19 protein-coding genes are annotated in these 23,702 nt (G+C 70.9%); 14 read left to right on the plus strand and 5 right to left on the minus strand.

Going from position 1 to position 23,702, the window contains the following annotated elements:
* The first annotated feature begins 94 nt into the window (after positions 1 to 94).
* Positions 95 to 961, plus strand: a complete 867-nt coding sequence (locus QF037_RS09440; RefSeq protein ID WP_307023622.1) for a hypothetical protein — start codon at positions 95 to 97, stop codon at positions 959 to 961.
* On the opposite strand, the gene QF037_RS09445 is transcribed toward QF037_RS09440, so the two are convergent.
* Entirely contained in the window at positions 955 to 1,923 is a 969-nt protein-coding gene (locus QF037_RS09445; RefSeq protein WP_307023623.1) for a multicopper oxidase domain-containing protein, read from the minus strand. The genes QF037_RS09440 and QF037_RS09445 overlap by 7 nt on opposite strands.
* A 189-nt stretch (positions 1,924 to 2,112) precedes the next feature.
* Between QF037_RS09445 and QF037_RS09450 the strand changes: the two genes are divergently transcribed.
* The 3 genes from QF037_RS09450 (at position 2,113) to QF037_RS09460 (ending at position 8,253) form a co-directional block, all read left to right on the plus strand.
* Positions 2,113 to 4,593: a ThuA domain-containing protein gene (locus QF037_RS09450; RefSeq protein WP_307023624.1), complete on the plus strand. Its 2,481-nt coding sequence runs from the start codon at positions 2,113 to 2,115 to the stop codon at positions 4,591 to 4,593.
* Between the two features lie 47 nt (positions 4,594 to 4,640).
* Positions 4,641 to 6,791 carry an OmpL47-type beta-barrel domain-containing protein gene (locus tag QF037_RS09455; RefSeq protein WP_307037068.1) on the plus strand — a complete coding sequence of 717 codons (2,151 nt, stop codon included), beginning with the start codon at positions 4,641 to 4,643 and terminating at the stop codon, positions 6,789 to 6,791.
* A gap of 331 nt (positions 6,792 to 7,122) precedes the next feature.
* Positions 7,123 to 8,253, plus strand: coding sequence for a class I SAM-dependent methyltransferase (locus QF037_RS09460; protein WP_307023625.1), 1,131 nt, complete (start codon positions 7,123 to 7,125; stop codon positions 8,251 to 8,253).
* 7 nt (positions 8,254 to 8,260) lie between these two features.
* Here the strand turns inward: QF037_RS09460 and ligD are convergent, their stop codons facing one another.
* Positions 8,261 to 9,277, minus strand: coding sequence for a non-homologous end-joining DNA ligase (gene ligD, locus QF037_RS09465; protein WP_307023626.1), 1,017 nt, complete (start codon positions 9,275 to 9,277; stop codon positions 8,261 to 8,263).
* 75 nt (positions 9,278 to 9,352) lie between these two features.
* Between ligD and QF037_RS09470 the strand changes: the two genes are divergently transcribed.
* Positions 9,353 to 10,414 carry an ATP-dependent DNA ligase gene (locus QF037_RS09470; RefSeq protein WP_307023627.1) on the plus strand — a complete coding sequence of 354 codons (1,062 nt, stop codon included), beginning with the start codon at positions 9,353 to 9,355 and terminating at the stop codon, positions 10,412 to 10,414.
* A gap of 12 nt (positions 10,415 to 10,426) precedes the next feature.
* Here QF037_RS09470 and QF037_RS09475 read toward each other — a convergent pair whose 3' ends face one another.
* The gene (locus QF037_RS09475; RefSeq protein ID WP_307023628.1) at positions 10,427 to 11,617 is read right to left on the minus strand and encodes a zinc-dependent alcohol dehydrogenase; all 1,191 of its coding nucleotides are present in this window, start codon (positions 11,615 to 11,617) and stop codon (positions 10,427 to 10,429) included.
* A 229-nt stretch (positions 11,618 to 11,846) separates the two neighbouring features.
* On the opposite strand from QF037_RS09475, the gene QF037_RS09480 reads away from it, so the two are divergent.
* On the plus strand, positions 11,847 to 12,836 hold the full coding sequence (locus QF037_RS09480) for a DUF3048 domain-containing protein (protein WP_307023629.1): 990 nt from the start codon (positions 11,847 to 11,849) through the stop codon (positions 12,834 to 12,836).
* Here the strand turns inward: QF037_RS09480 and QF037_RS09485 are convergent.
* On the minus strand, positions 12,833 to 13,297 hold the full coding sequence (locus tag QF037_RS09485) for a MarR family winged helix-turn-helix transcriptional regulator (protein WP_266885666.1): 465 nt from the start codon (positions 13,295 to 13,297) through the stop codon (positions 12,833 to 12,835). The genes QF037_RS09480 and QF037_RS09485 overlap by 4 nt on opposite strands.
* A 196-nt stretch (positions 13,298 to 13,493) precedes the next feature.
* On the opposite strand from QF037_RS09485, the gene QF037_RS09490 reads away from it, so the two are divergent.
* The 8 genes from QF037_RS09490 (at position 13,494) to QF037_RS09525 (ending at position 20,882) form a co-directional block, all read left to right on the plus strand.
* On the plus strand, positions 13,494 to 14,249 hold the full coding sequence (locus tag QF037_RS09490) for a CoA transferase subunit A (RefSeq protein ID WP_307023630.1): 756 nt from the start codon (positions 13,494 to 13,496) through the stop codon (positions 14,247 to 14,249).
* The gene (locus QF037_RS09495) at positions 14,249 to 14,893 is read left to right on the plus strand and encodes a CoA transferase subunit B (protein WP_307023631.1); all 645 of its coding nucleotides are present in this window, start codon (positions 14,249 to 14,251) and stop codon (positions 14,891 to 14,893) included. Before QF037_RS09490 ends, QF037_RS09495 begins: the two co-directional genes overlap by 1 nt.
* A complete protein-coding gene (locus tag QF037_RS09500) occupies positions 14,890 to 16,092 on the plus strand; it encodes a thiolase family protein (protein WP_307023632.1) in 1,203 nt (400 codons plus the stop codon). Before QF037_RS09495 ends, QF037_RS09500 begins: the two co-directional genes overlap by 4 nt.
* 105 nt (positions 16,093 to 16,197) lie before the next feature.
* Positions 16,198 to 16,971: a protocatechuate 3,4-dioxygenase subunit beta gene (gene pcaH / locus QF037_RS09505; protein WP_307023633.1), complete on the plus strand. Its 774-nt coding sequence runs from the start codon at positions 16,198 to 16,200 to the stop codon at positions 16,969 to 16,971.
* Between the two features lie 6 nt (positions 16,972 to 16,977).
* Complete coding sequence (gene pcaG, locus QF037_RS09510) at positions 16,978 to 17,583, plus strand: protocatechuate 3,4-dioxygenase subunit alpha (protein ID WP_307023634.1); 606 nt, start codon at positions 16,978 to 16,980, stop codon at positions 17,581 to 17,583.
* The gene (gene pcaB / locus QF037_RS09515) at positions 17,580 to 18,911 is read left to right on the plus strand and encodes a 3-carboxy-cis,cis-muconate cycloisomerase (RefSeq protein ID WP_307023635.1); all 1,332 of its coding nucleotides are present in this window, start codon (positions 17,580 to 17,582) and stop codon (positions 18,909 to 18,911) included. Before pcaG ends, pcaB begins: the two co-directional genes overlap by 4 nt.
* Positions 18,908 to 20,026, plus strand: a complete 1,119-nt coding sequence (gene pcaDC / locus QF037_RS09520; RefSeq protein ID WP_307023636.1) for a bifunctional 3-oxoadipate enol-lactonase/4-carboxymuconolactone decarboxylase PcaDC — start codon at positions 18,908 to 18,910, stop codon at positions 20,024 to 20,026. Before pcaB ends, pcaDC begins: the two co-directional genes overlap by 4 nt.
* 64 nt (positions 20,027 to 20,090) lie before the next feature.
* Positions 20,091 to 20,882, plus strand: a complete 792-nt coding sequence (locus QF037_RS09525) for an SDR family NAD(P)-dependent oxidoreductase (RefSeq protein WP_307023637.1) — start codon at positions 20,091 to 20,093, stop codon at positions 20,880 to 20,882.
* A 106-nt stretch (positions 20,883 to 20,988) separates the two neighbouring features.
* On the opposite strand, the gene QF037_RS09530 is transcribed toward QF037_RS09525, so the two are convergent.
* On the minus strand, positions 20,989 to 23,673 hold the full coding sequence (locus QF037_RS09530) for an ATP-binding protein (protein WP_307023638.1): 2,685 nt from the start codon (positions 23,671 to 23,673) through the stop codon (positions 20,989 to 20,991).
* Positions 23,674 to 23,702: the final 29 nt, after the last annotated feature.

Raw genomic sequence — 23,702 nt, forward strand, 5'->3', positions numbered from 1 at the left:
GAGGCGTCGTGAGAGCGCTCTCCGGGGACCGCAATCCGCTTGCTCACGAGCTCGGGACGGCCAGATCATCGCCGTATGACCACGAGAAGGGCCCATGCCCGCTGACCGCCACCTGACCCCGTACGCGCGTCTGCCCCGCGAGTACCGCGACCGGGACGTACTGCACAGCACCGTCGACGCCTTCGGGCGTGCGCATTGGCTGCTCTGCGGCACTCGGAGCCCGCACGGTCCGTACGACGCACTGGTGGTCACCGTCGAGGACGGCCACGCGGACGAGACGCCTCTGAGCGCGGTACTGCCACGTCACCCGATGATCGACGCCCTGCCGGACGGCGGATTCCTGCTGGCCGACGTGCGCAGTCGGGCCGGGGACGACCAAGTACAGGTATTCGACGCCCTGGGTCGCCCTTCGGGCAGCTTCCGGGTGGGCGACGGCATCGAGCACCTCCTGACCGACGAGTCGGGGCACGTATGGGTCGGCCACTTCGACCAAGGCGTCCTGGGCGACCGGCTCAGCGAGCCCGGCATACGTCGGTGGAGCAGCGCGGGAAGGCCGGTGTGGGAGTACGTAGCGGCCCCCGGCGACCAGCCCGTCCTCGACTGCTATGCCCTCAACGTCGACCATCGCGCCACCTGGGCCTACCCGTACACGGACTTCCCTCTCCTGGAAGTCCGGGACGGCCGACCGACCCGCGTCCGCACCACGCCGGTCGGATACGCCCACGGCGTCGTCGTCCACGGCGGACGTGTCGCCTTCTTCGGCGGCCCCGGCGACACACACGACCGGCTCGTCACCGGCCGGCTCACCGCGACCACGGTCGAGGCCCTGGAGACGGCCCGGCTGACCCGCCCGAACGGTACCCGCCTCGGGGGCCGCCGGGTCGTCTGCCGCGGCCCCCGCCTCTACCTCCAGGAGCACCCCGGCGCGGAATGGACCCTGTTCGACCTCTCGCGTCAGTGATCGTGCTCGTGCGGCTCGTGCCCCGGGATCGTGCCGTCCGTCTTCTTCACCAGGAACAGCCCGACCATCCCCATGTCGGAGTGGCTCTGGACATGGCAGTGGTACATCCACGCGCCCGCCCCGACGCCCTCCCCCGCGATCACCTGGAAGCCGAAGGAGTCCGCGGGGCCCACGATCTTGTTGTCGATGACCTGGCTCGGGTCGTCGGGGCCGGTGAGCATGCCCGTACGGTTGTCGGCCCAGCGGTGACCGTGCATGTGGAACGTGTGGTAGTACTCGCCGTGCGTGATCATCACGAACTCGACGCGATCGCCCACCGTGGCCTCGAAGTTCGGCCCGGAGTGCGCCGGCTTGTTGTTGATGAGCATGTCGTTGAAGACGATCGTGTACGTCTTGTCCGGGAGGACGTCGCCCTTGCGCCGCACGATCACCGGACCGTAGAGGCCCTTGCGGATACCGACCGTCCCGTGCTCGGTCCCCACCACGTGGTCGTGGTAGTGCCAGTAGCCCGCGCTGCCCGCCCGCCAGGTGCCGTCCTTGCGGCGACCGGGGGCGTGGGTGCGCCAGGTGTAGGTACGGGTGCCGCCGGGCTCGACGTCGCTTTTGTTCAACTTGGTGCCGTCGCTGGTGATTTCGTAGTCGAGGCCGTGGACGTGGAGGCTCGCCGCGATGTCCATGGTGTTCTCGAACTCGATGTGCAGCGTGTCGCCCTCGTTGAGTTCGATGAGCGGGCCGGGGACCGTCGCCTTGCCCTTCTCGAAGCCGTAGCCCAGCTGCCCGTCGGCGAGCTTCTCGGCGTACAGCTTGATGCGTCTCACCTCGCCCCCGGCCGGTGCGGTCCTGGCCGGCCCGTCGGCGCTCGCGGCGTCCGGCGCCAGCGACAACGATGTCGCGACGGCCCCGCTGCCCACGACGGCCGCGCCGCCCAGCAGTACTCGTCGATTGAACCCGCGTCTGTCCACGTGGAACTCCCCACCCTGATACGGAACTTGCGGAGACGCACCTGTGATGAACCTGTGAGACGGTACCGGCCGTTCCGCTGTTTTTCCACGCTCAGGACAAAGTTGACCCCAACTCGGTCATAGGTATTGGCGAGTTGCGCAAAGAGGTCTAGCTTCCATCGCGCTGTTGCTGTGACCGAGGAGGTGCCCATGCACTTACGAGGACTGAGCGCGAGAAGACGGGTCGGCGTGGCGGGCGTGACCGCCGGGATCGTCGTCGCCGGACTGCTGTCGGGTCCCGCCGCCAGCGCGCGTCCGGCCCCGGAACCGCCCCTGACAACGATGTCCGTGAAGTCGCCGCCAGGCGGCGCGAATGTACGCGTACTGGTCTTCTACGGTTCCGCGGCGGCCGGGGAGGAGTCGCCGGTCGTGAACGCGGGGATCGAGACGATCGAGAGGATCGGCCTGTCCGGGCCGACGGAGCAGCGGTTCACGACGGTGGCCACCGACGACGCGTCGGTGTTCACCGACGAGACGAAGCTCGGGCGGTACAACGCGATCGTCTTCCTGACCGGCGGCGGTGACATCCTCGATCCGGAGCAGGAGGCCGGCCTGGAGGCCTACATGGAGGCGGGCGGCGGTTTCGTCGGCGTCCATGACGCGGCGCGCGCCGAGCCGTACTCGGACTGGTTCACAGGACTGGTCGGCGCCCGCCCGGCGGCCTCCAGCCCAACGGCCGTACAACGGGCCGTCGTCGAGGTCGGGGACCGCCGGCATCCGGCGACCAAGGATCTGCCGGTGCAGTGGAAGCGGCCCGATCAGTGGTTCAACTGGGCCAAGAACCCGTCGGGTGAGGTCCACACGGTGGCCCGGGTCCGCGAGTCGACGTATCAGCCGGGAGCGAGCAAGAACGGCTGGGACCACCCGGTGAGCTGGTGCCGTGACTACGACGGCGGCCGCTCCTTCTACACCGGCATGGGCGGCACGGTGTCGTCGTACGACGAGAGCGACTTCCGCACGCATCTGCGCGGTGCCCTGTTGTGGACCTCGCGGCTGGTGCAGGCCGACTGCAAAGCGACCATCACCGGCAACTACAAGGCGGAGCGCCTCACCCAGCCCAACCAGGCGGGGCAGAACGACCAGATCGGCGAGCCGCACGGCCTGGTCACCGCGCCCGACGGCCGGGTGCTCTACATCGGGCGGGGCGGCGCGGACTCCTCGCAGCCCGTGGTCACCGACTGGAACAACCCCGACATCGGCAAGGGCCGGGGCGAGATCCATGTCTACGACCCGAAGACCAGGAAGGTCACCCTCGCGGGGGCGTTGACGGTCTTCGGCAACAAGGGCGGCGGCGACGAGCTGGTCAAGGTCGAGGAGGGGCTCCTCGGCATCGAGCTCGATCCGCGGTTCGAGGACAACGGGTGGGTGTATCTGCACTACACACCGCACGCGCAGATCAACCGCGAGACGCGCATGGCCGAGCGCCGGGTCTCCCGGTTCACGCTCGACCTGGCGAGCAACAAGCTGGATCTGGGCAGCGAGAAGGTGCTGCTGAAGTGGCCGGTGCAGATCCACAGTTGCTGCCATGCGGGCGGCGGGATGACCTGGGACTCGAAGGGCAACCTGTACATCGCGACCGGTGACAACAACTCCAGTGGCTTCAGCGGTGGTTACTCGGGCAACAACCCGGAGCCGAACTACAAGGGCGTCTCCTTCGCCGACGCGCGGCGCACCGCCGGCAACACCCACAACCTCAACGGCAAGATCCTGCGCATCCACCCGGAGCCGGACGGGACGTACGCGCTGCCCGCCGGGAACCTCTTCACCGGGCAGGAGACCGACGAGGGCGGCGGCAAGACCCGCGGCGAGATCTATGTGATGGGGGTCAGGAACCCCGCCCGTATCTTCGTCGACCGGAAGACCGACATCCTGTACGCCGGCTGGGTCGGCCCGGACGCCTCGGCGCCCTCGACGACCTGGGGTCCGGCCAAGTACGACACGTTCGCCGTCATCACCAAGGCGAGCAACCGGGGTTGGCCGTACTGCATGGGCAACAAGCAGCCCTATCGCGACCGCAACCTCCCCGACCCGACGAAGCCGCTGGGCTGGTACGACTGCGACCACCCGAAGAACGAGTCCCCGAACAACGACGGCCTCGTCAACCTTCCGCCGGTCACCGGCAACAACATCTGGTACTCGCCGCAGGGCGGCGCACCGGACTTCCCGCGCGACGCGAACGGCATCCCCTCCTACAAGCAGGAGGAGTCGACGTATCTGCTGCCGTGGCTGAAGGGCGGCGGACAGGCCGCGATGAACGGACCGGTCTACCGCTACGACACGGAGAGCGCCAGCGAGGTCAAGTGGCCTGCGTACTGGGACGGCAAGTGGTTCGTCGGTGACTTCTACGACGCCGACCAGCCGCGCAACGCCGTCATCACCGATCCGAAGACGCACGGGGACGGCGGACTGCCCGTGCACTCCGAGTCGTTGAAGAAGATCGTGCCCATCGGCAACGACGGCATCAAGAACCTCATGGACTGGAAGTTCGGTCCGGACGGCTCGCTGTACGTGCTCGACTACGGCCGCGGATTCTTCACCTCGGACGCCAAGTCGGCGCTGTGGCACATCACTTACAAGGGCGGCGGTCCCACTCCGGCCGCCGGTCAGCTGGCAAGGGGGGCTGTCCGGTGACACAGCGACGAAGAATCTGGACGGCTCTGCTGGCCGCCGTACTGATCATGCTCGGGCTGCAGTCGGCACCCGTCTCCGCCCAGCAGCCCGTGGCGCAGGGGGCCGCCGCCCAGACACTCACCTGGACGGCCGGCGACGACATCACCAAGTACACGTCGGCGCCGACGACCGCGGTGGCGGGTCAGGCGACGATCGTCTTCGAGAACAGCGTGGCGACCGGCAACACCACCGGTATGCCGCACACATTGACGTTCGTGACCTCGGACCCCGAGTTCAACAACGATGTGGAACTCAACATCCTCGCCAACCCGAACGACGACATGGGCGGCCGCCACACCGCCGAGGTCACCCTCACCCCGGGCCGCTACTTCTACCACTGCACGATCCCGGGCCATGGACAGATGCAGGGCATCCTCGTGGTGACCGAGGGCACCGGCGAGGACACCACCCCGCCCACGACGGCGGCGCAGGTGACCGGGACACAGAACGCACAGGGCGAGTACGTCGGCTCGGCGAGTGTCGCGATCAGCGCGACGGACAACGAAGGCGGGTCCGGGGTCGACGGTATACAGTACGCGGTCGGCGATTCGGGCGACTGGCTGCCGTACACCACCCCGGTCGTCGTCGACCAGGTCGGCAGTCACAAGATCCGGTACCGGGCGCTCGACAAGGCGGGCAATGTCTCCGCCGAGAAGAGCGTCCAGTTCACGGTGGTCGCGCCGCCCTCCGACGACACCGCTCCCCCGGACACCTCGGCGACGGTGACCGGCGAGCGGAACGCGGACGGGGCGTACCTCGACATGGCGACGGTGACCGTGTCCGCCTCGGACACCGGCTCCGGCGTCAACACCATCGAGTACGCCGTCGGCGACGGGGCCTGGCAGACGTACGTCGCGCCCGTGATGGTGCACCAGCTCGGCACCCACACCGTGCGCTACCGGGCCACCGACAAGGCGGGCAACGTCGCCGCCGAGAAGAGCGTGCGGTTCACGGTCGTCGCGACACCCACCCCGGACACCACACCGCCGGCGACGGGGGTGACCGTCGAGGGCACGAAGAACGCGGCCGGGGCCTATGTCGGCAACGCCAAGGTGACCGTGAGCGCGACGGACGAGCACGGTTCCGGTGTCGACCGGATCGAGTACTCGATCGACGGTGGACCGTACATCGCATACACCACACCGGTGATCGTCGACCGCGCCGGCACCCACACCCTCGCCTACCGGGCCACCGACAAGGCGGGCAACACCGCCGCCGCTCGCACGGTGACCTTCACCGTCGTGTCCAGCCAGGTCCCGGCCCCCAACTGCCCGGAGTTCGACGAGCGGTTGACGGTGATCGTCGGCGAGGTCGACTCGGGTGTGCCCAACCGGCTCACCAACAGCCGGTGCCGTATCAACGAGTTGATCGAGGACGAGAAGGAGTGGACCTCCCACGCGCTGTTCGTCAAGCACGTGAAGACGGTCCTCGACAAGCTCCTCAAGGAAGGGGTCGTCGACCAGCGCGAGTACAACGCCGTCCAGAAGGCCGCCCGGCAGTCCGGGATCGGCACGCCCGGGCAGACCGAGGGCTATCGGACCATCCTCGACGGCAGCGCCGCGTCGTTCGCCAAGTGGCAGCAGGTGGGCGGCGGTTCGTTCGGGCTGAACGCCGACGGCTCGATCACCTCCGGCACGACCAAGGACGGGCTCGGCATGCTGTGGTTCCCGGAGCGCAAGTACGGCGACTTCTCGCTGCGGCTCCAGTGGCGGGACGACGCGCCGGGCACCGGCAACGCCAACTCGGGTGTGTTCGTGCGCTTCCCGTGGATCCACGACCATCCGGAGGAGTCACGGCCGGAGTGGGTCGCCATCAAGTACGGCCACGAGGTGCAGGTCCTGGACCGGCCCGACGGCGACATGTACAAGACGGGCTCGGTCTACGGCTTCGACCGCGTGGGCCTGGCCGGCGCGGGCGTGACCCAGAAGGGCACCTGGAACGACTACGAGATCCGGGTGGTCGACCAGCACTACTCGGTCTACCGCAACGGTGTGCTGATCAACGAGTTCGACAACATCGGCGGCCAGGACTTCACCCCGCCCCGCTCGGACGACCCGGGCACGGACGGGCGACGGTTCGCCTCCGGCTACCTCGGACTCCAGGTGCACGGCACCACGGACGTGGTCTCGTACCGGGACATCAGGATCAAGGAGTTGTGAGCGCCGCTCTCCGGTGACCCCAGGGGTGCGGCCCACCGCGGTGACGGTGGGCCGCACCCCGCAAACGGTTTGCCCGGCGGCGAGGCCACGTGCGAGCCTGCTGCCGTTCCCTCCCGGCAGCCCCGACAGCCCCGACAGGACAGGTCATGACACTCGGCATGGTGCTCGGCGACGTCCCCGCTCGCGCTTCGACGCGGGAGCGGTAGCCCCGGCGCTCACAGAGAGCCCACCTGCCCCTTCACCGCGGCCACGCCATCGCGTCGGCCGCCTCTCGTGCTCCTCGTCGAAGTGCTCTTCGTGTATCCGCACGTTCGACCACGAGGAGTTCACCGTGTCCACCATCTCCTGGACCGAGCCCCGCACCGACACCGTCCGACACGCCCGCTGGCACTCCGAGAGCGCGGCCCCCGCCCCGCGACGCGTAATCGTCGCCGACGACCGCCTGCGCGCCGACACCGCCCACCGTCTGGCCTGCGAGGGCACCGCGCTGCTCTGGCAGGGCGACTTCCCCCACGCGCGCCGTCTCCTGGAGGCCGTCGGCCGTCGCATCGACCGCAAGCCGCCACGGCCCGGCGACAGCCCGAGCGACTCTTTCCACCTGTACCGCAGGGCCCGCGGCCACCGTGCCCGGGTCCTGGGCCGCCTGGTGGTGCTGCTGACGGACGACCACACTCTGACCCTGCGCAGGGCCCCGGACGTCCGCGAGGCATGTGCCGCGGCCTACGGTCCGCCCCGCGGCCCCGTGGCCGTCTCGCTCCGGGAGTTGCTGGGCGTGCTCGGCGCACACGAGTGGCGCCGCAAGGGCGTCGAGGTACCCGCCCTCGGCGGCGCCCGCGTCCACCCCCACTACGGCGTGTTCTCCCCGGTCAGGGGCGAGTACGTGGACCTCGTCGCGACGGCGCCCCTCCCCGTGCCGGCTCCCCGCACCGCGTTCGACCTGGGCACCGGGACAGGAGTGCTCGCCGCCGTGCTCGCCCGCCGGGGAGTCGGCTGCGTCACGGCCACCGACATCAGCCCGCGCGCCCTGGTCTGCGCCCGTGAGAACGCCCGACGGCTGGGCCTGGCCGAGCACGTCGAGGTGACGGGTCCGGGACTGTTCCCCGAAGGGCGCGCCGACCTCGTCGTCTGCAACCCGCCGTGGCTCCCGGCCCGGCCGTCCTCCGCGCTGGAACAGGGCGTCTACGACCCCGGCGGCACCATGCTCCACGGCTTCCTGGACGGACTGGCCGGCCATCTCGCGCCGGGCGGCGAGGGCTGGCTGGTCCTGTCGGACCTGGCCGAGCATCTGGGGCTTCGCTCACGCGGCGAGCTGCTGTCGGCGATCGAGGGCGCGGGACTGCGGGTACGCGGGAGGATCGACACCAGGCCGCGTCACCGCCGCGCGACGGACCCCGGTGATCCCCTCCACGCGGCCCGCGCCAGGGAGACGACCTCGCTGTGGCGGCTGGCCGCCCGCGGCTGATCCACCGTCACGTGTCGTCGTGTCTGGCCCGGCTCGGCTGTACCCGCTTGGGCTCTCCCGGCATCTTCGGATACTCGGGCGGGTACGGCAGGTCAGCCAGACCGTGGTCGTGTTCGTCCTGGCGTGCCAGTTCCAGCAGCGCGTCGAGCGAGAAGGCATGCTCGTCCATGTCCGCGTGCACATCGCCGAGTTCGGCGAAGCGCGCGGGCATGGTGGCGAGGTCGAAGTCCCGCGGGTGCGCCTCGCCGACCTCGTCCCAGCGCAGGGGTGCGGAAACAGGGGCGTGCGGGCGGGGCCGTACGGAATAGGCGGACGCGATGGTGCGGTCCCTGGCGGTCTGGTTGTAGTCGATGAAGATGCGCTCACCGCGCTCCTCCTTCCACCACTTGATCGTCACCTGGTCCGGCATCCGCCGTTCCATCTCCCGGCCCACCGCGATCGCGGCCCTGCGGACCTCCGTGAAGGTCCAGCGGGGCTCGATCGGCACGAACACATGCAGGCCCCGTCCGCCGGACGTCTTCGGCCAGCCGCGCAGTCCACCGAACTCCTCCAGTACGGCGCGGAGTTCGCCCGCCGCGCGCACGGCGTCGGCGTAGTCCGTGCCGGGCTGCGGGTCGAGGTCGAGGCGGAGTTCGTCGGGCCGGTCGACGTCGTCGCGGCGTACCGGCCAGGGGTGGAAGGTGAGCGTGCCGTACTGGGCGGCCCACAGGACGGCGGCCTCCTCGGTGGGGCACATCTCGTCGGCGCTGCGACCGCTGGGGAAGGTGATGTGAGCGGTCGGGATCCAGTCGGGCATGTTCTTCGGCGCGCGCTTCTGGAAGAAGGACTCGCCGGTCACGCCGTCCGGGTAGCGCTCCAGGGTGGTGGGGCGGTTGCGCAGGGCGCGCAGGATGCCGGGGGCGACCGCCTGGTAGTAGCGGGCCAGGTCGAGCTTGGTGAACCCGCGCTCCGGGAAGAAGATCTTGTCCGGACTGGACAGCCGGACACTCCGGCCGCCCGCCTCCAGTTCCACCGCTGCACCCATGCGAGCCACGGTAGGCGTGGCACGCAAACCTCGCACACCGGGCATATGCGTCCTCATGGGCGCAGAATCGACAGCATGGATCTGCCGGTGATGCCGCCCGTGAAGCCGATGCTCGCCAAGTCGGTGGCCAGGATCCCGCCGGGCATGCAGTACGAGGCGAAGTGGGACGGGTTCCGGGCGATCGTGTTCCGCGACGGGGCCGAGGTCGAGCTGGGCAGCCGTACCGGCAAGTCGCTGACCAGGTACTTCCCCGAGCTCGTGGCCGCTCTGCACGAGAGGGTCCCCGAGCGCTGTGTGCTGGACGGGGAGATCGTGATCGCACGGGACGGCCGCCTGGACTTCGACGCGCTCACCGAGCGCATCCACCCGGCGGCCTCCCGGGTCCGCACGCTCGCCGAGCGGACGCCGGCGTCCTTCGTGGCCTTCGACCTGCTGGCCCTCCAGGACGAGTCACTCCTGGACGTCCCGCAGAGCGACCGCAGAAGGCTGCTGACCACGGCGTTGTCCGGTGCGACCGCCCCGGTGCACGTGGCCCCCGCGACCACCGACCTCGAGGTGGCTCAGCGGTGGTTCGAGCAGTACGAGGGGGCAGGCCTCGACGGGGTCATCGCCAAGCCGCTCACCCTGCGCTACCTCCCGGACGAACGTGCCATGTTCAAGGTCAAGCACGAGCGCACGGCGGACGTGGTCGTCGCCGGCTACCGCTTCCACAAGAGCGGCCCGATCGTCGGTTCGCTCCTGCTCGGTCTCCACGACGACGAGGGCACCCTCCAGCACGTGGGCGTGTCGGCGGCCTTCCCGATGAAGCGGCGGGCCGAGCTGGTGGCGGAACTGGAGCCGCTGCGCATGGAGGATGCCTCCGGGCACCCCTGGGCGGCCTGGTCGGACGAGGCGGCGCACGAGAGCGCCCGGCTGCCCGGGGCGCCGAGCCGCTGGTCGGGCAAGAAGGACCTGTCGTGGGTGGCGATCCGGCCGGAACGGGTGGCCGAGGTGGCGTACGACCACATGGAGAACGGCGTACGGTTCCGGCACACGGCCCGCTTCCGCCGCTGGCGTCCGGACCGTGAGCCGGAGAGCTGCACCTACGCGCAGCTGGAGGAGCCCGTCAGGTACGACCTGAACGAGATCCTGGGCTGAGCCGCCGGGGACCTAGGGCCGCATCAGCACCTTCACCGCGCCGTCCTGCTTCTTCTGGAACATCTCGTACGCGTGCGGGGCGTCCGACAGCGGCACATGGTGGGTCGCGAAGTCGTCGACGCCGAGCGGGTCCTCGTCGGTCAGGTACGGGATGATCTCGTCGCTCCAGCGCCGCACGTTGGCCTGGCCCATCCGGATCTGGAGCTGCTTGTCGAACATGGTGAGCATGGGCAGCGGGTCGGCCATGCCGCCGTAGACGCCGGACAGGGAGATCGTGCCGCCACGGCGTACCAGCTCGATGGCCGTGTGCAGAGCGGCGAGCCGGTCGACGCTGAACCGCTCCGCGAACGGCCCGCTGATCCGGCGCGGCAGCAGGGCGGAGGCCTGCTGGGCCAGCCGGGCGACCGCACTGCCGTGGGCCTCGGTGCCCACCGCGTCGATCACCGCGTCGGGGCCCCGGCCGTCGGTCTCGTCACGGATGGCCTGGACGAGCTCCTTCTCGCTGTCGAAGCTCCTCAGGTCGTACGTCTGCACACCACGCGCGCGTGCCCGGCGCAACCGCTCGCTCACCAGGTCCACCCCGAACACCTGTCCCGCGCCCCGCACCTGGGCGATACGGCAGGCCATGTCGCCGATGGGTCCGAGGCCGAGCACGGCGACGCTGCCGCCCTCGGGGATGTCCGCGTAGGCGACGGCCTGCCAGGCGGTGGGCAGCACGTCGGAGAGGTAGACGAAGCGGTCGTCCGGCGGGCCCTCGGGCACCTTGATGGGGCCGTACTGGGCCTGCGGGACGCGCAGGTACTCGGCCTGGCCGCCGGGGACCGCGCCGTAGAGGCGGGTGTAGCCGAACAGGGCCGCGCCCATGCCCTCGCTGGTGACCTGGGTGGTCTCGCACTGGGTCGGCAGCGAGTTGAGGCACATCCAGCAGTTGCCGCAGGCGATCTGGAAGGGCACCACGACCCGGTCGCCCGCCTTCAGATCCGGTACCGCCGCACCGACCGCCTCGACGATGCCCATCGGTTCGTGTCCCAGGATGTCGCCCGGCGTCATGAACGGGGTGAGCACCTCGTACAGATGCAGGTCCGAGCCGCACAGCCCGGTGGAGGTGACGCGGATGACCGCGTCCGTGGGTTCCTGGATCCCCGGATCGGGCACGTTCTCCACCCGTACGTCCCGCTTGCCCTGCCAGGTCACTGCCTTCATCACGCCACTCCCTTCGGGCTCTGCGCAGGCGCCCCGGGTACCCGGGGCGCCTGCGCCGAACCGCGCTGTGGGCCGCTCGGCGTAGCTACGCGCTCCTCGGAGGTATTCACCTCGGCCGATCAAATCCCACCGGGTATGGCCACCAATAAACATATAAGCGCACAATCAGTGAAACGAGACTTGGGTGGCGACGGTGGGCATGGGACAAAGGGCGCGCAAGAGACACGCCATGACTACGGCGGCGCTCCTGGCCGCCGCGCTGACGATTTCCCTGGCGGCGGGCTGCACGGGCACCGAGCAGCCCGGCCCGGCCGACGACGGACGAGGAACGGACCAGACCCAGGACCAGGACGAAAACCAGGACCAGGACCCGAGCCAAGAGCCATCGCAGAGCGGGCTGACCGGTGAGTCGGCGCTCGCCGTGAAGATCGACAACGCACGGGCGGCCCGCCCGCACACGGGCACCGATTCCGCGGACATCATCTACGCCGAGCAGGTCGAGGGCGGACTGAGCCGGCTGATGGCGGTGTACGCGACCAAGCTCCCCAAGGTCATCGGGCCGGTGCGCAGCGCCAGGGAGTCCGATCTGGAGCTGCTGCGCCAGTTCGACCACCCGACACTCGCCTTCTCCGGCGCCCAGGGGAAGCTGATGCCGCTGATCGACAAGGCGCCGCTGAACCCGCAGACACCCGAGAAGACGTCCGACGCCTACTTCCGGGGCACCGCCAAGCCCTCCCCGCACAACCTCTATCTGCGCCCGGACCGGCTGATGCCCTCGGTCCCGGGCGCGGATGCCCTGACCACCGGCTTCACCTATGGCGCCGCCCCGTCGTCCGGCGGGACGAAGGACACCTCGGAGACCGTGCGCTACCCGGCGGCCGCCTTCCGGTTCACCTGGTCCTCGAGCCGGGACCGCTATCTGGTCTCGATGGACGGCACACCGACCGTGACGACCGCCGGCAAGAGGCTCGCCCCGGCGACGGTCGTCGTGCAGTACGTGAAGATCCGCAAGTCCGACTTCCACGACTTCCTCGGCAACAACACGCCGTACACCGAGACGGTGGGCTCCGGGAAGGCGAAGGTGCTGCGCGGCGGGAAGGCGTACACCGTCGACTGGAAGCGCGAGAAGGCGACGGACGGCACGACGTTCACGACGAGTGACGGCGACCCGGTGAACTTCGCCAAGGATCAGGTCTGGGTGCTCTTCGCCAAGGCCTAGCGCTGGGCGACGAGGGGTTCCGCGGGGTTGCGGAGCCCCTCGGCCGCGTCCGAGACCCGCTGGATCAGTTCGAAGAAGACGGACTGCTCCTCGGCGGAGAGCGGGGCCAGGAAGACCTGGTTCATCCGGGCCGTGCGCACGGTCAGCTTGCGGTGGGTGCGCAGCCCGTCGTCGGTGAGGCGCAGCAGGAACCGCCGGCCGTCCTGCGGATCGCGCACCTTGTCGACCAGCCCGCGGCGGCCCAGACGGCTGATCACCTCGGCGATGGTGGACCGGTCCAGACCCACCCGCTCGCCCACCGTGCGCTGGTCGAGGCCCGGCTCGGCGACGAGCGCGTTGAGGACCGCGAACTGCGGCGAGGTGATCTCCTCCGAGACCATCGTGTTCCAGAGCAGGTAGTGCGCCTGCTGGAGCCGCCGGGCCAGGTGCCCGGGGTGGGTGGTGAGGTCCACCGCGGCCATGTGCGCTCCCTGAAGGTCGGATTCGTAAGTGCACTGAACGATACCGGGCGAGCCACAGACTGTCTGCAACGTCGCCCACCGTTGTGACCTCGCACTTCTCAGAGGTCTTGACGTCGCCCCCGTCCGGTGACAGCGTGAAGAAAACTTCACCGAAATACTCAGTGCCCTGATTAATCAGCGGGATGGAGCTTCACGCATGGACAAGGTGGTCGCCACCGCCGCCGAGGCGGTGGCCGATGTGCCGGACGGCGCGACACTCGCCGTCGGCGGCTTCGGACTCAGCGGTGTGCCGAACGTGCTGATCCAGGCCCTGTACGAGCGTGAGGTCAGCGGCCTCGGCGTGGTCTCCAACAACTGCGGCGCCATGGAGTCCGGGCTCGCGATCCTGCTCGCCGCCGGCCGGATCGCCCGGGTGACCGGCTCCTACATCGGGGCCAACAAGGAGTTCGCGCGGCAGTACCTGTCCGGCGAGCTCGAGGTCGAGATGATCCCGCAGGGCACGCTCGCCGAGCGGCTGCGCGCCGGCGGGGCGGGCATCCCCGCGTTCTTCACCCCGGCGGGGGTGGGCACCCAGGTCGCCGAGGGCGGACTGCCGTGGCGCTACGACGGTGAGGGCGGCGTCGCGCTCGCCTCGCCGCCGAAGGAGGTGCGGGAGTTCGACGGCACCGAGTACGTGCTGGAGCGCGGCATCCGCACGGACTTCGCGCTGGTGCGGGCGGCCAGGGGCGACCGGCACGGGAACCTCGTCTTCAACAAGTCCACGCGCAACTTCAACCCCCTCGCGGCGATGGCAGGGCGGGTGACGATCGCCGAGGTCGAGGAACTCGTCGAGCCCGGAGAGATCGAACCGGACGCGGTGCATCTGCCGGGGATCTTCGTGCAGCGGGTGGTGGCACTGACTCCGGAGCAGGCCGCCGACAAGCGGATCGAGCAGCGGACGGTGAGTGCGTGATGGCCTGGACACGTGAGCAGATGGCCGCGCGCGCGGCGCGCGAGCTTCAGGACGGGCAGTACGTCAACCTCGGCATCGGCCTGCCCACGCTGATCCCCAACTACCTCCCGGCCGGCGTCGAGGTGATCCTGGAGTCCGAGAACGGCATCCTGGGCACCGGCCCCTACCCCACCGAGGACCAGGTCGACCCGGATCTGATCAACGCCGGCAAGGAGACCGTCACGGTCCTGCCCGGTGCCTCCTTCTTCGACTCGGCGCTGTCCTTCTCGATGATCCGCGGCGGTCACATCGACGTCGCCGTGCTGGGCGCCATGCAGGTCTCCGCCAAGGGCGACCTCGCCAACTGGGCCATCCCCGGCAAGATGATCACCGGGATCGGCGGCGCTATGGACCTCGTCCACGGCGCCCGTACCGTCATCGTGGTCATGACCCACACCGCCAAGGACGGCTCCGCGAAGATCCTCGAGGAGTGCGCGCTGCCGTTGACCGGCAAGGCGTGCGTGAACCGGATCATCACCGACCTCGGCGTGATCGACGTGACGCCGGAGGGGCTCGCGCTGATCGAGACCGCCCCCGGCGTCCTGGCCGACGAGATCATCGCCAAGACCGACGCCAAGCTGACCGTCGCGGAGGAACTGCTGTGAAGCCCGTCTACCTCGTCGACGCGGTCCGCACCCCGATCGGCCGCTACAACGGCGGCCTGTCCTCGGTGCGCCCGGACGACCTGGCCGCCCACGCCATCCGCGAACTCCTCGCCCGTACGCCCGGCCTGGACCCCTCCCGCATCGAGGACGTCTACTTCGGCAACGCCAACGGCGCCGGCGAGGAGAACCGCAACGTCGCCCGCATGGGCGCCCTGCTCGCGGGCCTGCCGACCTCGGTACCCGGCGTCACCGTCAACCGGCTGTGCGCCTCCGGTCTGGAGGCGGTGATCCAGGCGGCCCGCGCCATCGCGGTCGGGGACGCCTCCATCGCCGTGGCGGGCGGCGTGGAGTCGATGACCCGCGCGCCGTACGTCCTGCCCAAGAACGACCGGGCCTTCCCCGCCGGGCACACCGAGCTGTACTCGACCACGCTCGGCTGGCGCATGGTCAACCCGGGGATGGACCCGCAGTGGACGATCCCGCTGGGCGAGTCGGCCGAACTCATCGCCGACAAGCACAAGATCACACGTGAGCAGCAGGACGAGTTCGCGCTGGCCTCGCACCAGAAGGCGGCCAGGGCGCAGGAGGCCGGGCTCTTCGACGCCGAGCTCGCGCCCGTGTCGATCCCGCAGCGCAAGGGCGACCCGGTGGTCTTCGGCGCCGACGAGTGCGTACGGGCCGACGCCTCCCTGGCCGCGATGGCGAAGCTCAAGCCGTCCTTCCGGCCCGACGGGGGAACGGTCACCGCGGGCAACGCGTCCCCTTTGAACGACGGTGCGGCGGCCCTGCTGCTGGTGGACGAGGAGGGCCTGCGGGCCACGGGGCGGGAGCCGCTGGCCCGGGTCTCCGCGACCGGTGTGAACGCCCTCGATCCGGACTACTTCGGGCTCGCCCCCGTAGAGGCCGTCAACCGGGCACTCGCCAAGGCGGGCAAGGGGTTTGACGATCTGTCGGTCCTGGAGCTGAACGAGGCGTTCGCCGCGCAGGTGCTCGGATGTGTTGCCGAGTGGCCCGAGTTCGACCCCGCGATCCTCAACCCGCAGGGCGGGGCGATCGCCCTCGGCCATCCGCTGGGTGCTTCCGGGGCCCGTCTCGCCGGTACGGTCGCCCACCAACTCGCTCGCAAGGGGAGTGGAGTTGGTGTGGCCACGTTGTGTATCGGTGTCGGTCAAGGACTCGCTCTCGTCTTGGAGCGCTAGGCATCGATTGCGACTGCGGGCCGTCTGTGGCTGGTCGCGCAGTTCCCCGCGCCCCTTCGGGGGCGCGACACCGCCCCCGAGTTTCAGAGAACCCAGGACCTTCCCATGACTCTCACCCAGCACGACATCGACCAGGAGATCGCGGCCGAGCACGCCGCCTACGAGAAGCGGCTCGCCGACGGCGGCCCCGTCGAGCACCAGCCGCGCCGCGACTACGCGCCGTACCGCTCCTCGGTCCTGCGCCACCCCAAGCAGCCGCCGGTCACGATCGACGTGTCCAAGGACCCGGAGCTGGTGGAGCTGCACTCCCCCGCCTTCGGCGAGCGGGACATCACCGAGATCGACAACGACCTCACCCGGCAGCACAACGGTGAGCCGATCGGTGAGCGGATCACCGTCTCCGGGCGGCTGCTCGACCGCAACGGGCGCCCGCTGCGCGGCCAGTTGGTCGAGATCTGGCAGTCCAACGCGGCCGGCCGGTACGCCCATCAGCGCGAGCAGCACGACGCCCCGCTGGACCCGAACTTCACGGGCGTCGGCCGCACCCTCACCGACGGCGACGGCCACTACCACTTCACCACGGTCCAGCCGGGCCCGTACCCGTGGCGTCAGCACCTCAACGCCTGGCGCCCGGCGCACATCCACTTCTCGTTCTTCGGGACGGCGTTCACCCAGCGGCTCGTGACGCAGATGTACTTCCCGGCCGACCCGCTGTTCCCGTACGACCCGATCATCCAGTCGGTGACGGACGACGCGGCCCGGCAGCGCCTCGTCGCGACGTACGACCACAACCTGTCGGTGCCGGAGTTCTCGATGGGTTACCACTGGGACGTCGTGCTCGACGGCCCGAACGCCACCTGGATCGAAGAAGGGCGCTGACCTGTCATGACGAGGATCGACACGAGCCGTCCCGAGACGGTGCTGCCCACTCCGTCGCACACGGTCGGGCCCTTCTACGGCCACGCCCTCCCCTTCCCCGGCGGCGGCGACATCGCGCCCGTCGGCCACCCCGATACCATCGCGGTCCAGGGATACGTCCACGACGGCGAGGGCAAGCCGCTCCCGGACGCGTTCGTGGAGCTGTGGGGCGCCGACCCGGACGGCAACGTACCGACGGTCGACGGCTCCATGCGGCGCGACCCCGCGAGCGGCGGCTTCCTGGGCCGCAACGGCGTGGAGTTCACCGGCTGGGGGCGCGTCCAGACCGACGCCAACGGCCACTGGTCCGCGCGGACGCTGCGGCCGGGCGCCCGCGGGAAGAGCGCGCCGTATCTCAGCGTGTGCGTCTTCGCGCGCGGGCTCCTCGTGCACCTCTACACCCGGATCTACCTCCCGGGTGACGACGCGGCGCTCGCCGCCGACCCGCTGCTCGCCCAGGTGGACGAGGCGCGCCGGGGCACGCTCATCGCGACGGACGACGGCAAGGGGACCTACCGTTTCGACATCCGCCTTCAGGGCGAAGGCGAGACGGTCTTCCTGGAGTTCCAGTGACTTCTGCCGAACCCGACGCCGGTCTGCTCGCCCCCGGGTGGGCCGGCTCCCCCGCCGCCTCCGCGACGAGCGACGCCGCGTATCTGCGCGCGCTGCTCGACGCGGAGGCCGCGCTGACCCGCGCCCAGGCGACGCTGGGCCTGGCTCCCGAGGAGGCCGCCACGGCGGTGACCGCGGCCGCCCGGTCCGGGGACTTCGACGCTCGGGACATCGCCGTACGCGCGCGCGGAGGCGGCAACCCGGTGATCCCGCTCGTCGCCGACCTCACGAAAGCGGTCGGCGGGCAGTACGGTCCGTACGTCCACCGGGGTGCGACGAGCCAGGACATCATGGACACGGCGACGGTGCTGGTGGCCGTGCGCACGCTCGACCTGGTCCGTGCCGATCTCGGGCGGACGGAGGCGGCACTGGCCCGGCTGGCCGCCGAGCACCGGGACACCCCGATGCCGGGACGCACGCTCACCCAGCACGCCGTGCCGACGACCTTCGGGCTGAAGGCGGCCGGGTGGCGGTCGCTGGTACTGGACGCACGGGACCGGATCACGGCGGTACGGAACGCGCTGCCCGCCCAGCTCGGCGGTGCGGCCGGGACCCTGGCCGCCTTCACCGCGTACGGCGCCACCGATCCGACCGCGCTGCCGGCGGCGTACGCCCGGGAACTCGGCCTTCAGGCGCCCGGGCTTCCCTGGCACACCCTGCGCACCCCGATCGCCGATCTCGCCGGATGTCTGGCGTTCACGGCCGGAGCGCTGGGGAAGGTCGCCACGGACGTGCTCACGCTGGCCCGTACCGAGATCGCCGAGGTCTCGGAGGGCAGCGGGGGTGGTTCGTCGGCGATGCCGCACAAGGCGAATCCGGTACGGTCCACGTTGATCGCGGCCGCGGCCCGGCGGGCGCCGCAGCTCGCGGCCACGCTGTACGGCGCGCTGACCGCGGAGGACGAGCGGCCGGCGGGGGCCTGGCACGCGGAGTGGGAACCGCTGCGGGACCTGCTCCGGCTGGTCGGCGGCGCCGTCCGGGACGCCGCCGAACTCACCGAAGGGCTGCGGGTGCACGCGGAGGTGATGCGTGAACACCTGGACCTCACCCATGGGTTGATCGTCTCCGAGCGGCTCTCCGCCGAACTGGCGCCGGTACTGGGCCGGGCGCGTGCCAAGTCCCTGCTGACCGAGCTGGCGAAGCGCACCTATGCCGAGGGCCGCAGTCTGGGCGAACTCCTGGCGGAAGAACCGGAGTTGAAGGGCCTCGACCTCGACAGTCTCGCCGACCCCGCCCGTTACACGGGGGCCGCCGCCACCCTCACCGATCGTGCTCTGGAGCGACGTTGACCGAGAAACTCCTCAACCACCTGACCGAGGGCCCCGCTTCCGCTCCGCCGATGGTCCTCGGACCGTCGCTCGGGACGTCGTACGCCCTGTGGGACAAGGTCGCGCCCGAGCTCTCCGTCACCCACCGGGTGGTCCGCTGGGATCTGCCGGGGCACGGCGGCAGCGCGGCCGGCCTGATCGGTCCCGGCGCCGCCGTCGGTGACCTCGCCGACCTGGTGCTCACGCTCGCGGACTCGCTCGGCATCGGGCGGTTCGCGTACGCGGGGGTGTCGCTGGGCGGTGCGGTCGGGCTGCACCTGGCCGTGCACCACCCGGAGCGGGTGTCGTCGCTGGCCGTGATCTGCTCGTCGTCCCACTTCAACGGCTCCAGGTCCTGGGAGGAGCGGGCCGCGCAGGTCCGCGCCGAGGGCATGGACCGGCTCGTGGAGAGCGCCGACGCCCGCTGGTTCACCCCCGGTTTCACGGTGCCCCGGCTCGTCCAGGACCACCGGGACGCCGACCCCGAGGCCTACGCCGCCTGCTGTGACGCGCTCGCCGCCTTCGACATCCGGGAGCGGCTGGCGGAGATCTCCGCGCCCACCCTGCTCGTCGCGGGCCGGGACGACCCGGCGACCCCGCCGGCGCATCTGCGGGAGATCGCGGACGCGGTGCCGGGCGCCGCGCTCGTCGAGATCCCCGGAGCCTCGCATCTGGCGGTCGCCCAGTGCCCGGAGGCCGTACTGACGGCTCTGCGCGCACACTTCGACGGTGGCGCCAAGCGGGGCATGGAGGTGCGGCGCGAGGTGCTCGGCGACGCACACGTGGACCGGGCACAGGACCGGCAGTCGCCCTTCACCGCACGTTTCCAGGACTTCATCTCGCGCTACGCGTGGGGCGAGATCTGGACCGACCCGACGCTCAGCCGCCGCGAACGCAGCATGATCACTCTGACCGCGCTGGTCGCCCACGGGCACTACGACGAGCTGGCCATGCATGTCCGGGCGGCCCGGCGCAACGGTCTGACGCCCGACGAGATCGGCGCGGTACTCCTCCAGACGGCCGTGTACTGCGGAGTTCCGGCGGCCAACTCGGCGTTCGCCGCCGCACAGCGCGTGCTGGCGGAAGAAGAAGGGTGACCCTGCCGGTCGTAGCCTCGACAACACCACGCACATGCCCCGACAGCGGGCCTACGGTGGAGGCATGTCCACGATTCTGATCACCGGCGCCACCTCCGGACTCGGCCGCCACCTCGCCTTCGAGCTGGTCCGCTCCGGCCATGTCGTTCTCGCCCACGGCCGCGATCCGGGCCGTACCGAGCGGCTCGTCGAGGAACTGCGCACCGAGGGCGACGCCGAGGCGTTCCTGGCCGACCTGGCCTCCCTGGCCGAGGTGCGGGAGCTGGGCGCGCAGGTCGCCGACGCCCGTCCCGACCTGGACGTACTGATCAACAACGCGGGCGTCGGAGTGGGCGCCCCTGGCACGGGGCGCGAGGTGAGCGCCGACGGCCACGAACTGCGGCTCGCCGTCAACTACTTGGCGCCGGTGATCCTGACCCGCACCCTGCTGCCGGTGCTGCGCGCGAACGCGCCCGCCCGGATCGTCAACGTGGGCTCGGTCGGCCAGGACCCCGTCGACTTCGACGACATCGAGTTCCGGCGCGGGTACGACGGCTTCGCGGCATACCGACGCGCCAAGTTCGCCCTGGCGGCCCATACGTTCACCCTGGCCGAGGAGTTGGCCGGTACGCGCGTCGCGGTGAACGTCCTGCACCCGGCGACCTTCATGGACACGGCGATGGTGCGCGAGGGCGGCGTCACCCCCTGGAACACGGTCGCGGACGGCGCCCCGGGCGTCCTGGCCCTGGCCACCCAGGACGTGGGAACGGGCGGCTACTTCGACGGAACGAGCCCGGCACGGGCACACGAGGAAACGTACGACAGCGAGGTGCAGAAGCGGTTGAAGGCGGTCACAGATCAACTACTGGCGCTGTAGCGCCCCGATAGGGGCGCGGGGCTGTGTCGATGTGCGGCTCCGCCGCGTGGGCGCGACAAGCCACGAACTGCCTGCACACGCCGAATCACCTTTCGCGCCGAGCTCTTCAGCGCAGCCCTCTCCCCGTCTCCAACACGTCCCGCGCCTGCGCGACCAGCCCGTCCGCCCCACACGACCGCGCAAGCGCCAAGCCCCGATTGATCTCGGCAACCGACCTCGCGGCGATCCCGTACTCCACCCGCGCGGCCGCATGCTCGTACTGACACGGCGAGGACTCCAGATACGTCACCGCCTGGGACAGCAACCGCACCGCCCGCTGCCCCGTCTCCAGCGCGGCAGCGCACCGCAGCGCCTCCCCGATCGCCGTGTCCGTGCCGAAGCGCTCGGCGCGGCGCCGGGCGTCGGAGGCGAGCTGGGCCGCGCGGACCGGGTCCGTCGTGGCGAGGGCGCGGGCGAGGTCGAGCGCCCAGGGGGCCATCACCGGGTTGAGGTGGCTGCGGGCGTTCGCCGCCTTCTCCGCGGCCTCCAGCTCGTTGACCGCGTCCTGGGTGCGGCCGACGGCGAGCAGCAGCCGGCCGCGTACGGACTGCGGGTCGGGCAGCACGATGGTGGACGGATAGGGCGGGGCGAAACCGTACTGTTCGGCAACCTCCCAGGCCTCGTCGACGTGGCCGCGGGCGAGCAGCGTGTCGACGAGGTTGCACGTCGCCGACCAGTACAGGGGCAGTCCCCGGCCGACGCGCTCGGCGATGCGCAGGGACTCGCGCAGCGTGGACTCGGCCTCCCTGAGACGGCCGCGCCGGCGGTGCGCGAAGCCGAGGAAGGCGTGCGCGAGGGCGAGGTGGCCGCCGCTCCAGCCGGCCGACTCGTAGGTGCGCAGGGCCTCGGTGAACATGCTCTCGGCGCGGTCGAGCCGGTCGGTGTAGGTGTAGGAGCTGGCGAGCATCATGAGAATCTCGAGGCCCCACTCGGTGTCGGTCCAGCCGAGTCCGGGTGCCAGGCGGCCGTTGACGAGGGCGCGGTCGCTCAGCTCGACGACGATCTCCGCGTTCTCGCCGTGGGTCATGGCGTCGAAGCCGCGCAGGATGAGCAGGGCACGCTCGGAGTTGTCGCGCCCGGCGCAGGTCGCGGCGAGTTCGGCGAGCCGCTCGGAGCGCCCCGGGGAGCTGGTCTCGCCCGCGTGGATGCCCTCCCACATGTACTGGACGGCCCGCAGCCGCAGCTGTGCGGGCCCGGGCCCGAGCCGGGCGGCCTCCGCCTCGACCGTGCGGACGGCGTCCTCCAGCTGGTCGTTGTGGAGCAGGGCCTGGGAGAGGCGGAAGACGGCTTCGATGCGTTCGGCGCCGTCCAGGCCGGGCATGGCGAGCGCGGACTGGAGGTGGTCGACGGTGACGGCGGGCGCGGTCAGCAGGGTGGCGCAGCCGAGTTCGTAGAGCACGCGCGCGTGGGTCTCCGGGCGGGGCGGTTCCCGCAGTGCCCGTTCCAGGCAGCGGCGGGCCGCGTCGGGGGCGCCGACGGCGACGTGTTCGCGGGCGGCCTCGCGCAGCTGCTCGACGAGTTCCTCGTCGTCGTCCGGGTGCACCTGGAGCAGGTGGCGGGAGGCCATGGCGGCGCCGAGTCCGGAGTCGGCGACGACCTGGGCGGCGATGCCGTGCATGGCGGTGCGCAGGGCGTCGGGGATGGAGTTGTAGACGGCGGTGGCGATGAGCGGGTGGACGAACTCCAGGTCGCCGTCGTCGGCCGGTACGACCGCCGGGTCGGGTTCGGTGAGGATGCGGGCGTTGCGCAGGAGTTCGGCGCAGCGCACGGCGTCGTCGCGGCCCATGGTGGCGAGCTTGGCGACGAGGCCGACGGAGATGCCGGTGCCGAGGATGGCCGCCGCCCAGGCGAACCGGGTGGCCTCGATGCCGAGTCCCTCCAGGCGGGCGACGAGGCCGCCGCCGCGCGCGGAGCGGTTCAGGGCGCGCAGTTCGCAGGCCTGGGCCTCGACGGGTTCGAGTTCGCTGTCCTGGACCTTGGCGAGGAGTTCGACGGTCTCGTAGGGGTTGCCGCCGGTGACGGCCCAGACCTCGCGGCAGAACGGGGCGTCGGCGTGTGCGCCGAGGGTGGCGCGGGTGAGGCCGGCGGTGGCGTCCGGGGTGAGGGCGCTGAGCGTGGTGACCGGGCCGCCCGCGGCGGCGGAGACGGCGTCGAGGTGGCGGGCGCTCTCGCCGGTGACGTCCCCGGGGCGGCGGGCCACCACGAGCAGGACGGAGAGGTCGTCGAGGCGCTCGGCGAACGCGGCGAGCCAGCGCAGGGTTTCCTGGTCGGCCCAGTGCGCGTCGTCGATCACGAGGACGAGCGGCCAGTCGCGGCGGGCGAGCCGGCGCACCGCGGCGACCAGACCGTCGCACACGCCCTGCGGGTCGGCCTGGCGCTCGCCGGGATCCGCCACACCGAGGGCGGGCCCGGCGATGTCGTACCAGTCGCCGAGATACTCGCGCGCCTCCTCCGGCATCAGGGAGACCAGCGCGGGCTGGAGCAGTTGGCGTACGACGTTGAAGGGGACGGACCTGAGGGTCTCGCCGCCGCGGGCGGACCAGACGGTGCAGCCGCGTGCCTCGGCGATCCGGCGCGTCTCGGTGAGCAGTGCGGTCTTGCCGAGTCCCGCCTCGCCCCGGAACACCAGGAGGCTGCCCGAGGAGGACCGGTCCGCGCGCAGGATGTCGATCGCCCGCTCCACGGCGGCGACCTCCTCGTCGCGCTCCCAGAGGGAAGGCGAGGCGGCCGGCGTGGGCCCTTCCTCCGTCATCCCATGACCTCCCCAAGTCGCCCGAACGA

The sequence above is a fragment of the Streptomyces canus genome, from assembly GCF_030815415.1.
GTDB classification, from domain to species: domain Bacteria; phylum Actinomycetota; class Actinomycetes; order Streptomycetales; family Streptomycetaceae; genus Streptomyces; species Streptomyces canus_F.